A 12927-nucleotide genomic window follows, 5' to 3' on the forward strand; every position below is an offset into this window, starting at 1 on the left:
GGACTGAGCTGGTCTGAGCCGCACTGAGCCGCACTGAGCCGGTCTGAGCCGGTTGGCCGGGGGGCTGGGCCGGTCAGTCGTCCGGTCGGTTGTGGAGGAGCGCTTCGAGCTCCTCCGCCGCACGGCCCAGCGCGCTGCGCGTCGGGTCGTGCGGGACGGCTGTTGCGGCTGTTGGGGTTTCCGGGGTCGCCGGGGTTGCTGCGGGCGTCGGGGGCGTCGGTGGGCGGTGCGCGCGGGCGGTGGCGGTCAGTTCGTCCAACGCGTGCCGCACCCGGTCGACCTCGGCCGGGTCCGGCACCCGGCCGCCGTACCGGATCTGTGCCGCGAAGGCCGCCACCGCGCCGCCCAGCCGCTCCAGCGCCGCCGTCGCCGGCAGCCACCGTTCGGCCAGCCGGCCGGTGGGCGGGGGCTCGGCCAGTCCCTGCTGCACCTCCCGGCGGGCGTCCGCGAGCGACCGGTAGGCCGTACGGCGCAGCCACACCTGGGCGGTGCCGGTCCGGTCGCTGCCCTGGCCGCCGTCCTGGCCGGCGCCGCGGACGACGGCGTCCAGGTAGGCCCGCAGCGCCGTCGCCGCGTCGACCAGCCTGGGCTCGATCCGGTGGCGCGGGCGCTCCGGCCACAGCAGGTAGCCGAAGAGCAGCACGATCGCGCTGGCCAGCACGGTGTCCAGGACCCGGGGCCAGAACTCGGCGGCGCTGCTCTGCCCGCCGAGCTGGAGCAGGACCAACGCCATCGGCGTCATCACCACGGTGTTCAGCCCGTAGTGCGCCGCCGTGGCGTACGGGAGCAGGGCCACGCAGCCGGCGGCCATCGCGGTCAGCGCCCACTCGTCGGTGGTGGCCATGAGCAGGGCCGCGGTCACCGCCACCCCGAGCACCGTGCCGACCGAGCGGCTCACGGCGCGCAGGAACACCGAGCCCAGGTCCGGCTTCAGCACGAAGGCGATCGTCATCGGCACCCAGTAGCTCTTGCTGAGCGGGTAGTTGGCGGTGACCGCCGAACCGACCGCGATGCACAGCGCGACCCGCAGCCCGTACCGGACCGAACCCCGGGACAGCAGCCGTACCCGCAGCCGCCAGGGGTCCGGCGGCGGTGCGGGGGCGGTGCCGAGCCGGGTGTCGCGGCCGGCCACGGTGTCGGCGGCGGCGCGCAGGGCCACGTCCAGGGCCACCCGCGAGGGGGTGTCGGGCCGCCAGTCGGGGACGGCGACCTCGCCGCCGCCCTGCCGCACGGCGGCCGCCAGCCGGTTCGGCACCTCGGCCACCTCGGGCGGGACCGGGCGGCGCGCCCACAGCAGGCCGGTCGCCGCCTCGGTGGCGGCGAGGGCGGCCTCGTACATCCGGGCCCGGCGGTCCTGCCTGCTGTGGCGCTCCTGCCTGCCTTGGTGCTCCTGCCTGTCCTGGCGCTCCTGCCGGTTCGTGCCGAGGAGGTCCTGGAGCTGGTTCAGGCGGGCCGTCAGCACCTGGCGCGAGGCCCCCGCCCGCGGGCCGCCCAGGTCGGCGAGCGTACGGCCCAGCGCGTCGTACGCGGCGGCCAGCGCCCGGTTGCGCGGATCCGCGGCAGGCCGGTTCGGCGCTCCCGCCGCCAGCCCGAGCAGGACCACGAACGCGGCCCCGACCGGCAGCATCGGCGCCGCCGCCCACCACGGCCGCGGCAGCGGCATCCCACTGCCCAGCGCCGCCGACACCAGCAGCAGCATCCCCGCCGCCGAACCGCGCGGACCGGTCGCGCTCAGCGCGCCGGAGGCGAAGGCGGTCAGCGTCAGCACGGCACCCAGGACGAGGCCGTCCGCGTCGGCGTGCTGGAGAGCCGTGCCGATCAGCATGCCGAGCGCCGAGGCGAGGACCGCCGCCCCGATCCGGGCGGCCCGCAACCTGCCCGGCTCGGCCCGGTCGTTCATCGTCGCGTGCATCGCCCCGAGCCCGGCGAACACCCCCAGATCCAGCCGGTGCACCAGCAGCCCCACCGCCAACGGCACCGCCATGCCCACCGCCGCCCGCACCATCAGCGCCACCGGCACCGGCGGCCGCGCGGGCCGCGCGGCACGGGCCCACCAGGGGGAAGGGGAGACGCCGGGAGAGCTCACGCGGTCACGTCCGTTCTGCGGCCTGGGGTCGCTGCTGTGCGACATTGCGCGGCAGATGGGGCGTACCGGGTCAGTCTACCCAGGCCGTCCGCGGCGGCTCCCACATGTCAAGTTCGTACCGATCGCGTACGGGCGGGCCAAGGTCCCTGCCGGTCCGACAGAGGCGGTGGCTACGATGACGGAGGCGGAAACCGTCCACAGGGCGGACGGTGCGCCGACCAGGACGGTACGACCCAGAAGTTGACGGTGTGTTGCGGAACGCGGCCGCCCGGGACGCCCCGGGCGCGGCGGGCCGTACGGGGGAGAGGTGAACTGCTGTGGCAGAAGGTGACGCGAAGGAGCCGGGGGCTCCTGCGCCGGCGAACCCTTCGGGGGACACGACACCGTTTATGTTGGACCACAAACTCCCATGGCCGCTGGGCGGGATCAACATCGCCCCCGTCGTCAGCACGGTGCAGACGAACGTCAGCGCCAGTGACCTGGTGGCGGCCTTCGGGAAGCAGAACGTCCAGGTCGAGCTCGACACGCTCACGACCTTCGTGGGCAAGATCGAGGCCCTGCTCGCCGCGATGGAGGGCTCGCCGGCCGCGCCGTACAAGCTCCAGGAGCAGAAGCTGACGGGCAAGAGCTTCGCGAGCGCGGAGTTCGCGGAGGCGACGGCGCTGACCACCGCCTACGGGAAGGTGCACGCCCAGCTCGTCCAGCTGCACAAGGACTTCGTGTCGCAGATCCAGGCGATGCAGACAGCGGTTTCGCGGACGGCCAGCATCTACGCGACCAACGAGGACCACACGACGGCCGCGCAGAACGCCGTCGCGAAGAACGCGGGTGTCACCACGTCGGCACCGGGGTCGACCGGCAGCCAGTACTGATGCCGGCTCGGGGAGAGTCCTACGGGGAAACGGGGAGCAAGTAGTGTCAGCCAGCACGAACTTCGAAGGCATGGAACACGCCCACCTGCGGAAAATGGTGGACAGCACGGACCCGACGACGGTCCTCAGTCGTGGTACTCAGCTGCAGTCGGCCGGCCGGGTGCTGAAGGAACTGAGTACGGCGCTCAAGTCGCATGTCGGCAACGTCACCTGGGAAGGTCCCGCCGCCGAGAGCTTCAAGACCTGGGTGAACAACCTCCAGCAGTCGGCGCAGATCATCGGTGACCACGCCACGACCGCGGGCGATGCGATGCACCAGGCCGGTGAGGCACTCAGCACCGCCAAGGTCGCTGTGCCGGAGCCCCCGCAGACGGAGATCCAGGCGGTCAACAAGCACAACAGCCAGTCGAACCTGCTCAATGTTCCCCAGCTTGCCGTCGGCCAGACCGTCGACGAGTACATGAAGACGGTCAACCCCAACTGGGTGACGTCGACGGAGTACGTCCAGGCGAAGGCGAAGGTCGAGAAGGAGCACCAGGAGGCCGTTCTCCAGATGGAGAAGCTGGCCCAGGCGTACAGCGCGGCGACGACGACGCTGAACGGGATCCCTTCGGATGTGGTGCTGCCGGGGACGCCTGGTGCTGGTGCCGACAAAGCCGGCTCGTCGAGCGTTTCGGGCGGCAGTAGTGGCTCGGTGGGCTCTGGCGGCCCCGTCCGCAACCCGCGTTCGGGTGGCGGAAGCGTCGGAGGTGGCTCCGACCCGTCTGGTGGCGGCGGCTACGGCGGAGGAAAGGTCCTGCCCCGTGACCCGGGCTCGAGCGGCCCCGGTCCGTCCAACCCGGGCAACACCCCGCCCCCGCCGCACGGTGGCGGTGGCCAGCTGCCGCCCGCGCCCCAGGACCCGGGGACCTCGATCCCGCCGTCGTACCCGTCGGACCCGGTCAACCGTCCGGGCACCGACCTCAACAGCCTGCCCACCCTGCCGACCCTGCCCACGCAGACCGGCCCGTACGGCCCCGGCGGCGGCCAGCTGCCGACGGACGGACCGACCACCCTCCCCGGCTACCCGAACGGGCCGAGTGGCCCGGGCGGCGGGCCCGGCGTTCCCGGGGGCGGCCCGGTCACGGGCTTCCCGGGGGGACCGGGCGGCGGCACCGTCCCGACCAAGGGCGGTGGCAGCGGGTACGTCCCGGGCAAGGGCGGCGGCCAGATCCCGGTGCGCACGACCCCGTTCGGTGGCGGCCCCGGGCAGGGGAGGAGCGGCACCCCCGGTCTGCCCAGCGGGACGGTCTTCGGCGCCCGTGAGGCGGGGCCGGGCGGCGGCGGCCGGGTCGGCGGTCCCGGTGGCATGGGCGGCGGCATGCACCCAGGCATGGGCGGTGCCCACGGTGGTGCGGTCGGCGCCGGCGGAGGCTCGCGCGGCCGGGGCCTGTCCTCGACCACGGGTGGCACGGTCGGTGGCCGCAAGGGCCCGACGGCCGGTGGGGAGTTCACGCCGGGTGGTACCGGTCTGCGCAACCGCGCGGCGGGTGCTGGCGAGAACGGCCCCCAGGCCAGGCAGAACGGCATGATGGCCCCCGGAGCGGCGGGCCACGGCGGCCGGAAGGAGCGCGACCGCCGCCAGCGGGCCGACTACCTGCACGAGGACGAGGAGACCTGGACCAGCGGTACGCCGCACAGCAACCCGGACGTGATTGAGTAGGACGGCAACGACTGCCCGGCCACTGGGCACCCCCAGTGGCCGGGCAGCCTTGTTCGGGGCACGCTTCCCGGTCGACGGAGAGATTGACGAGGAGTTGTGATGGGGCGGACGAACGCGCGGGCGCGTTGGCGGGCTGCTGCTGCGGCGCTTCTGGCGGCGGGAATCGTGGTCGGCCCGGTCGCAGCGCCTGCGGTTGCCGAGGACACAATTCGGCAGCAGCAGTGGCATCTGGAGGCGATGCACGCTCCTGAGATGTGGAAGGTCACCAAGGGACAGGGCATCACGGTCGCGGTGATCGACAGTGGGTTCAAGCTGGATCACCCTGACCTGGAGGGGCAGTTCCTACCGGGGCAGGACTTCAGCGGGAGCTCCGGTGGTGTGGGGTCCTTCGCGGACGGCCATGGCACGAGCATCTCCAGCCTTATCGCTGGGACCGGTAAGGGGAATTCCGGGACCGGCGCACTGGGTGTCTCTCCTGGCGTCAAGATCCTCCCGTTGAAGATCAACAGCGGAAAGGTCGGATCGCTCGTTTCGACCGACTTCCTGGATCAGATCGGGCAGGCCGTCAATTATGCGGTTGACCAAGGGGCGAAGGTCATCAACATCTCGCAAGGGATTGATGCGGTAACCGCTTACCCGGCAGATGTGGCGAAACTGAACGGGATCATCGCGGTAGCCAGAGGCAAGGGTGTTTTGGTTTTCGCCAGTGCTGGCAATGAAGCCGAGAAGGGTAATCCGGTCGAGTACCCTGGTGCGCTCCCTGGGGTGGTCGGCGTTGGGGCCTCGGATCGAAACGGCACTGTTACGGCCGAGTCTGAGCGGGGTCCGCAAGTCGTATTCGTGGCTCCCGGAATGGACATGATTTCGGCTTGCACATCGTCCACGGGCTATTGCAAGAGCCATGGCACGTCGGACTCTTCCGCCGTGGTGTCGGCCTCGGCGGCATTGGTGTGGGCGGCGCATCCGGACTGGACGGGGAACCAGGTACTGCGGGTCCTCATCAATACTGCGGGGAAGCCGAATGACGGGTCCAGTCGCAACGACATTGTTGGCTATGGTGCGGTGCGGCCGCGTATTGCTTTGACGGATCCGGGAGATCCTGGTCCCACGAACGTTTCACCGCTCCCGATTGGCACGCCTGCACCGTCGGGGGCCCCATCGCCTTCGGCGAGCGCACCTGCTGCCGGGTCTGCGGTGCCGGTCCCGGTCGAGACTCCGACCGATGTGGCCGCTGGTGCGCCGTCGGCACAGCCGAAGGCTGAGGCGTCGTCGGGTTCGAGCAGCGCGCTGCCGATGGTGGGGGGTGTGGCGGCCGGGTTGGTCTTGGTGGCCGGTGTGGTGTTCTCGGTGGTGCGGCGTCGGAGGTCGGCCGCGCAGCCCGCGGCGGCCCAGGTGCCGCCAGTGCCGTCGCAGCAGCCGATGGGGGCGGTGTCGCCGGCTCCGCCGTCGTACCAGCCGCCGGTTCCGCCGGAGGACAACCCGTACGCGAGGTAGTTCACGTTGTTGGGGGAGTGCGGGATGTGGGGTCGTCGGCTTGTGGCCCTGGGGGCTGCGAGCCTGTGCGTGGTGGGGGCGGCGGTGACGCCGGCTGTCGCCGATGGCTCGATTCGTGCTGAACAGTGGCACCTGGACGCGATGCACGCTCCGGAGATGTGGAAGGTCTCCCAAGGGGCGAACGTCACTGTTGCGGTGATCGACGGCGGCTTCAAGTTGGATCACCCGGATTTGGCAGGGCAGTTCCTGCCGGGGCAGGATTTCAGTGGGAGCGCAGGCGGGGTCGGTTCTTATGGTGATCCCCATGGCACGCTGATGGCAGGTCTCATTGCGGGTACAGGAAAGGCCAATGGGGGCAAAGGCGCGTATGGCTTGGCGCCAGGAGTCAAGATTCTCCCCCTGAAGATCAATAATGGGTCGGCGGGGAGTCTTGTCTCGGCTGATTTCCTGGACCAGATCGGGAAGGCCGTCGACTTCGCAGTTGGCCAGGGGGCCAAGGTCATCAGTATTTCCCAAGGGATGAACTCGGTCACCGCCACTCAGGAGAATGTGGCCAGGCTGAATCGCATTCTTGCGTCTGCGAGGGCGAAGGGATCGTTGGTCTTCGCGGCTGCAGGGAATGAGGCGCAGTCGGGGAATCCGGTCGACTATCCCGGGGCTCTACCGAACGTCGTCGGTATCGGTGCGATCGACCTCAACGGAACCGTCATGTCGGAATCCTCCTACGGGCCGCAGGTGGCTCTTGTCGCCCCGGGGATGGACACGATCGGGGCCTGTACGACGCCGTCCGGGTACTGCAAGGGCCACGGCTCATCGGATGCGACCGCGCTGGCTTCCGCTTCGGCGGCGTTGATCTGGTCGGTGCATCCGGACTGGACGGCGAACCAGGTCCTGCGGGTGCTCATCAATACGGCGAGCAGGCCGAACGGGGGGACGGTTCGCACGGACGATGCCGGCTGGGGTGCGGTGCGGCCGCGTATCGCGTTGACGGATCCGGGGGATCCCGGCCCCGCGGACGTGTCGCCGCTTCCGGCTGATGCGGCTCCGCTGCCGTCGGCGAGTGGATTTGCTGCTGCCTCGGCGGTGCCGGTTCCCGTTGAGAGCCCGGCTGATGTGCCGTCGGCGGGGCCGAAGGCTGAGGCGTCGTCGGGTTCGGGTGGTGGTGCGTTGCCGGTTGTGGCGGGTGTGGTGGCCGGGTTGGCGTTGGTGACGGGGGTGGTGTTCGCGATGGTGCGGCGGCGGAAGCCGGCCGTGCGGCCTCGGGTGGCACAGGTGCCGCCGATGCCGCCGCCGGACCTGGCGGCGTACCGGCCGCCGGTGCCGCCGGAGGACAACCCGTACGCGAGGTAGCCGAGTAGCCGCGTTGCCGCGCAGGCGGGTCGGCAGAGGTGTGAGGGCGTCAGGTTCATCCTGGCGCCCTCGTGCACGTCGGGGGCGTGGGGCGGCGGGTGTGCGCCGGGGTCACTCGGGTGGAGGCTGGTGGGGGCGGGGTGGGGGTGGCGAGGGTGGTGGTATGGATGCGGAGGGTGCTTGGCGGGTCGGGCAGGTGCGGCGGGCGGCGGCTGCGGCGCTGATCGGGACGGCGATCGAGTTCTACGACTTCTTCATTTACGGGACGGCGGCCGCGTTGGTGTTCGGGCCGGTGTTCTTTCCCGGGTTGGGCACGGTGGGGGCGCTGTTGGCAGCGTTCTCGGTGTACGCGGTGGCGTTCCTGGCGCGGCCGGTGGGGGCGGTGGTGTTCGGGCACTTCGGGGACCGGGTGGGGCGGAAGACGACGCTGGTGGTGTCGCTGCTGCTGATGGGGCTGGCGACGGCGGCGGTGGGGCTGTTGCCGGGGTTCGGGGTGTGGGGGTGGTGGGCGCCGGCGGTGCTGGTGGTGCTGCGGGTGTGCCAGGGCGTCGGGTTGGGCGGGGAGTGGGGCGGGGCGGCGCTGCTGATCGCGGAGAACGCGCCGGCCGGGCGGCGGGGGCGGTACGGGGGGTTCCTGCAGCTGGGGCCGACGATCGGGTTCGTGCTGGCGAACGGGGTGTTCCTGGCGCTGCAACTCGGCCTGGACGAGGGGGCGTTCCGCGCGTGGGGTTGGCGGGTGCCGTTCCTGGCCTCGTTCGTCCTGGTCGCGGTGGGGCTGTTCGTGCGGCTGCGGGTCGAGGAGTCGCCGCTGTTCCGGACGGAGGAGCGCCGGGAGCGGCTGCCGGTGCTGGAGGTGCTGCGCGGGCACTGGCGCCCGGTGCTGGCGGGCGGCGGGGCGATCACCGTGGGGTACGCGCTGTTCTACCTGACCACGACGTACGCGCTGGCGTACGCGACCACCGGGCTCGGGGTGGCGAGCACGGTGGTGCTGTCGATGCTGCTGGTCGGCGCGGTGGGCATGGCCGCGACGGTGTGGCTGAGCGCCTCGCGCAGTGACCGCTGGGGGCGGCGGCGGACCTTGCGGTGGGCGACGGCTCTGGCCGCGCTCTGGTCGCCGGTGCTGTTCCCGCTGCTGGAGACGGTGAGCCGGCCGCTGATGTTCGTCGGGCTGGCGGGGGCGATGGTGGTGCTGGGCTGCATGTTCGGGCCGTTGGCGGCGTTCCTGCCGGAGCTGTTCCCGACCCGGGTGCGCTACACGGGTGCGGCGCTGACGTACAACCTGGGCGGTGTGGTCGGCGGTGCGACGACGCCGCTGGTGGCCACCCGGCTGACCGGGGCGTACGGGACGGCGCAGCCGGTGGGCTGGTACCTGGCGGTGCTGGGGGTGCTGGCCCTGGGGTGCCTGCGGATGCTGCCGGAGAACACCGGCGCGGAGCTCGGCTCGCTGGACGGCGTGGCGGGCGGCGCGGTGGACGGTGCCGAACTCGGTTCGGCGGAGGGCCCGGTGGACGGCGGAGGCCGCCGGGCGCCCCGGTTGGGGACGGACCCGGCGGCCTGAGGCCTGTCCGGCGGCGCGGGGGTTCAGCCGGCCAGGGCGGCGCGGCCGGCCAGCACGACGGCGGTGTGCCGGGCGACGCGCTCGCCGAGGTGCTCGGCGGTGGCGATGTCGGACTTGTGGACGGCCTCCGGGCCGGCGTCGGCCGGGGAGGAGGCGGCGGCGCCGTTGAAGAAGCCGAGCCGGTTGAGGTCGTCCTCGGAGGCGGTGGTGGCGTTCCAGCCGGGCTTGAGGCCGAGGTTGACCCAGCTCATGCCGTGCTGGGCGGCGAGGGTCTGGAAGAAGAAGAGGGTGCCCGCCTTGTCGCCGCTCTTGGACGCGGAGTTGGTGAAGCCGGCCGCGACCTTGTCCTTCCAGGAGTCGGAGAACCAGCGCTTGCTGGTGGCCTCGGCGAAGACGTGGAAGGCGCCGGAGGCGGTGCCCATGTAGGTGGGGGAGCCGAAGACGATCGCGTCGGCGGCGTCCAGCTGGGCCCACTGCTCCTCGGTGATGGTGTCGACGGCGATCGAGACGACCTCGGCACCCGCGGCGGCGGCGCCACGGGCGACGGCCTCGGCGATCACGGCGGTGTGGCCGTAGCCGGAGTGGTAGGCGAGGGCGACGGTCGGACGGACGGCGGTCATGCGGCGCTCCAGGGGACGGGTGCGGGCCGGCGGAGGCCGGCGGGCAGGCGTGGGGACGGGACGGGGCGGGCGCACCGCGGTGGCGGCGGCCCCGGGCCCGTCGGTCTCCAATATAGACCAGGTCTCCATTGGTTACCAAGGGCGGATTGGAGACCGCGGGGCTACCCTGGACGCATGACGACGGAGCAAGCGGACCGGACTCGGACCGGACGACCCGCGGAGCAGGACGCACAGGGCGCACAGGAAGCGCGGGACGTACAGGACGGGCCGGAGTACGACGTGTTCGCCCAGCTCTGTCCCAGTCGCGCGGTCTTCGCCGAGCTGGCCGACAAGTGGTCGATGCTGATCCTGATGAGCCTCCTTGGCTGCGGACCGCAGCGCTTCTCCGAACTCCAGCGCGGGGTCGGCGGGGTCAGCCGCAAGATGCTCACCCAGTCCCTGCGCAACCTGGAGCGCAGCGGGCTGGTGCTCCGTACGGTCTTCCCGGAGACGCCGCCGCGGGTGGTCTACGACCTGCTGCCGCTCGGTCGCGAACTGGCCGAGCTGCTCGCGCCGGTCGGCCGGTGGACGGAGCACCGTGCCAGGCGGATGGTGGCGGCCCGCGAGGAGTTCGACGCGGCACACGGTGAGGGCTGAGCCGGCGCACGGCGAGGTCCGGGGCGGCGTGCGGCAGGGGCCGGAGGCCGATTTCCCTTCCGGGCCCGGAGCCGTGTAATGTCTTCCTTGTTCGACCGGCCCGGTGAAAAGCCCGGCAAGCCCCTATAGCTCAGTCGGTAGAGCGTCTCCATGGTAAGGAGAAGGTCTGCGGTTCGATTCCGCATGGGGGCTCCACTGAAAGACCCTCGCCTCACGGCGGGGGTCTTTCGCGTTTCCCGACCGGTTTCGCGGCCCGACACGCCACGGCCTAGCGGGTCGGGTACGGAATGCGCTGTGATGGTGCGTCATCGGCCGCCCGCCCGAGGGGTGCGGGCGCGAGCCGGACCCCGACCGGGAGGGCGTCATGGGTGTTCGACTCGTCGTGGTGGACGACCACCGGCTGCTGGCCGAAGCGCTGGCCACCGCACTGCAACTGCGCGGCCACCGGGTGCTCGCGGTCGGCTCCCCGGCCGGTGTCGCCGCCGACCTGGTGGTCGGGCGACGGCCCGAGGTGTGTCTGCTGGGGGTGGCCGCGCCGGGGGAGTCGGGCGCCTTCGACGGGCTGCGCCGGATCCGTCGGGAGCGTCCCGAGGTGGCCGTGATCGTGCTCGGTCCGGTGGGCGAACTGCGCGGGGTGGCAGGGGCGTTCGCGGCCGGCGCGGCCGGGTACGTGCCCAGCGACGAGCGGATCGAGGTGGTCGAGCGGGCCATCGGGCGGGCGCGGGCGGGCGAGGCCGCCGTCGCGGTGGACATCCTGCGCGGCGCCTTCGACCAACTGCTGCGCCCGGCGGCCGAACCGGACGACGAGGCCGTCCGGCTGCTGCGGCTGCTGACCCGCCGTGAGGTGCAGGTGCTGGCCCGGATCGCGGACGGCGAGGACACCGCGGCGATCGCCGCCGGGATGCGGATCGCCGCCAGCACCGCCCGGACGCACGTCCAACGGGTGCTGATGAAGCTCGGCGCGCGGACTCGACTGGAGGCGGCCGCGGTGGCGGCGCGCACCGGTCTGCTGGAGCGGATGGCCGGTGGCTGAGGAGTTGGTGAGAAGGCCGGAAGCAGTCGTCCGGGTGGCGCGGAGCACCCCGGTGGGATTGGGAGAATGACCCCAGTCGTACGGATTCCGTCGACGGCTTCCGCCCGACCGGGCGGACCGTCGTTCGCTGGAGGTCGCAACATGAGTAAGTACCTGGTCACGGGTGGCGCCGGCTACGTCGGCAGTGTGGTCGCCGCCCACCTGCTGGAGGCGGGGCACCAGGTGACCGTCCTGGACGACCTCTCCACCGGTTTCCGCGAGGGCGTCCCGGCCGGTGCCGAGTTCGTCGAGGGCCGGATCCAGGAGGCCGGCAAGGTGCTGGACGGCTCCTTCGACGGCGTGCTGCACTTCGCCGCCTCCTCGCAGGTCGGTGAGTCGGTCGCGGACCCGGAGAAGTACTGGCGCAACAACGTGGCCGGCTCGCTGGAGCTGATCAGCGCGATGCGCGCGGCGGGCGTGCGCAAGCTGGTGTTCTCCTCCACCGCCGCCACCTACGGCGAGCCGGAGGCCGTGCCGATCGCCGAGACCGCCCGTACCGCGCCGACCAACACCTACGGCGCCACCAAGCTCGCCGTGGACCACCTGATCACCAGTGAGGCGGTCGCGCACGGCCTGGCCGCCGTCTCGCTGCGCTACTTCAACGTGGCCGGTGCGTACGGGTCCTACGGCGAGCGGCACGACCCCGAGTCGCACCTGATCCCGCTGGTCTTCCAGGCCGCGCTGGGGCAGCGTCCGCACATCGCGGTGTACGGCGACGACTACCCGACCCCGGACGGCACCTGCATCCGCGACTACATCCACGTCGCGGACCTGGCCGAGGCGCACCTGCTGGCGCTGGACGCGGCGAAGCCGGGCGAGCACCTGATCTGCAACCTGGGCAACGGCAGCGGCTTCTCGGTGCGCGAGGTGATCGAGTCGGTCAAGCGCGTCACCGGCCGGGAGATCCCGGTGCGGGTTGCGGGCCGCCGGGCCGGCGACCCGGCGGTGCTGGTGGCCTCGGCCGCCCGCGCCCACGAGACGCTGGGCTGGACCCCGCGCCGTCCGAACCTGGACGAGATCGTCGCCGACGCCTGGACGTTCACCCTGGCGAGGAACGGGCGGTGAGCGACGGGCCGGAGAGGAACAGCCGGTGAGCAACAGCCGGTGAGCAGCGGTGACGTGAGGGTCGGACGGTCCAAGTCAGGCCGCTCACGCACCTTCTGACGAAACTTCACCGAATCGCCACGAGCGCGTTTCCCGCCCCGTACGCTGAGTGCGGTACCGGTGGGGGCCGGCGCCCATTCGGCCTCACCGGCCACCGGTGGGCGGGCGGAACGGCGGGTCCGGAACGCGGATGCCGGGCCGGTCCCCGCCCCCGGGCTCGGGCGGTGCGAGCAGGGGGAGGGGACGATGGGGCGGATTCGCGTCCTGGTGGTCGACGACCACCGGATCTTCGCCGAGGCACTGGCCGCGGCGCTGGCCGCCGAGCCGGACGTGGAGGTGGGGGCGGCCGGCAGTGCCGCCGCCGCCGAGCGGGCCTTGGAGCGGGCGGCCGGCGAGGGCCGGTCCTACGACGTGGCACTGATCGACGCCGACC

10 protein-coding genes, 1 tRNA gene and 1 pseudogene are annotated in these 12927 nt (G+C 72.2%); 10 read left to right on the plus strand and 2 right to left on the minus strand.

The window, feature by feature from the left end; genetic code table 11:
* Positions 1–73 precede the first annotated feature (73 nt).
* Positions 74–2086 (minus strand): FUSC family protein, encoded by a 2013-nt coding sequence (locus ACFU6K_RS01570; RefSeq protein ID WP_380660253.1) that lies wholly within the window; start codon positions 2084–2086, stop codon positions 74–76.
* A 389-nt stretch (positions 2087–2475) separates the two neighbouring features.
* Between ACFU6K_RS01570 and ACFU6K_RS01575 the strand changes: the two genes are divergently transcribed.
* The 5 genes from ACFU6K_RS01575 (at position 2476) to ACFU6K_RS01595 (ending at position 9062) form a co-directional block, all read left to right on the plus strand.
* Positions 2476–2958 carry a hypothetical protein gene (locus tag ACFU6K_RS01575; RefSeq protein ID WP_380660254.1) on the plus strand — a complete coding sequence of 161 codons (483 nt, stop codon included), beginning with the start codon at positions 2476–2478 and terminating at the stop codon, positions 2956–2958.
* A 94-nt stretch (positions 2959–3052) separates the two neighbouring features.
* Positions 3053–4660, plus strand: coding sequence for a WXG100 family type VII secretion target (locus tag ACFU6K_RS01580; RefSeq protein ID WP_380660255.1), 1608 nt, complete (start codon positions 3053–3055; stop codon positions 4658–4660).
* Between the two features lie 99 nt (positions 4661–4759).
* Complete coding sequence (locus tag ACFU6K_RS01585; RefSeq protein ID WP_380660256.1) at positions 4760–6154, plus strand: S8 family serine peptidase; 1395 nt, start codon at positions 4760–4762, stop codon at positions 6152–6154.
* A gap of 72 nt (positions 6155–6226) precedes the next feature.
* Positions 6227–7504 (plus strand): S8 family serine peptidase, encoded by a 1278-nt coding sequence (locus ACFU6K_RS01590; protein ID WP_380660257.1) that lies wholly within the window; start codon positions 6227–6229, stop codon positions 7502–7504.
* Positions 7505–7667: 163 nt separating this feature from the next.
* The gene (locus ACFU6K_RS01595) at positions 7668–9062 is read left to right on the plus strand and encodes an MFS transporter (RefSeq protein WP_380660258.1); all 1395 of its coding nucleotides are present in this window, start codon (positions 7668–7670) and stop codon (positions 9060–9062) included.
* A 23-nt stretch (positions 9063–9085) separates the two neighbouring features.
* Here ACFU6K_RS01595 and ACFU6K_RS01600 read toward each other — a convergent pair whose 3' ends face one another.
* On the minus strand, positions 9086–9682 hold the full coding sequence (locus ACFU6K_RS01600) for a flavodoxin family protein (protein ID WP_380660259.1): 597 nt from the start codon (positions 9680–9682) through the stop codon (positions 9086–9088).
* Between the two features lie 174 nt (positions 9683–9856).
* Here ACFU6K_RS01600 and ACFU6K_RS01605 point away from each other — a divergent pair, with 174 nt between their 5' ends.
* The 5 genes and pseudogenes from ACFU6K_RS01605 to ACFU6K_RS01625 form a co-directional block, all read left to right on the plus strand.
* Entirely contained in the window at positions 9857–10318 is a 462-nt protein-coding gene (locus ACFU6K_RS01605) for a winged helix-turn-helix transcriptional regulator (RefSeq protein ID WP_380660260.1), read from the plus strand.
* Positions 10319–10437: 119 nt separating this feature from the next.
* Positions 10438–10513 (plus strand) — tRNA-Thr (locus tag ACFU6K_RS01610).
* Between the two features lie 169 nt (positions 10514–10682).
* Positions 10683–11351, plus strand: coding sequence for a response regulator transcription factor (locus ACFU6K_RS01615; RefSeq protein ID WP_049653699.1), 669 nt, complete (start codon positions 10683–10685; stop codon positions 11349–11351).
* Between the two features lie 141 nt (positions 11352–11492).
* Positions 11493–12455: a UDP-glucose 4-epimerase GalE gene (gene galE, locus ACFU6K_RS01620; protein ID WP_380660261.1), complete on the plus strand. Its 963-nt coding sequence runs from the start codon at positions 11493–11495 to the stop codon at positions 12453–12455.
* Between the two features lie 285 nt (positions 12456–12740).
* Positions 12741–12927, plus strand: a pseudogene (locus ACFU6K_RS01625) (DNA-binding response regulator); the annotation flags it as partial.

The organism is Kitasatospora sp. NPDC057512, assembly GCF_042802135.1.
GTDB lineage: Bacteria > Actinomycetota > Actinomycetes > Streptomycetales > Streptomycetaceae > Kitasatospora.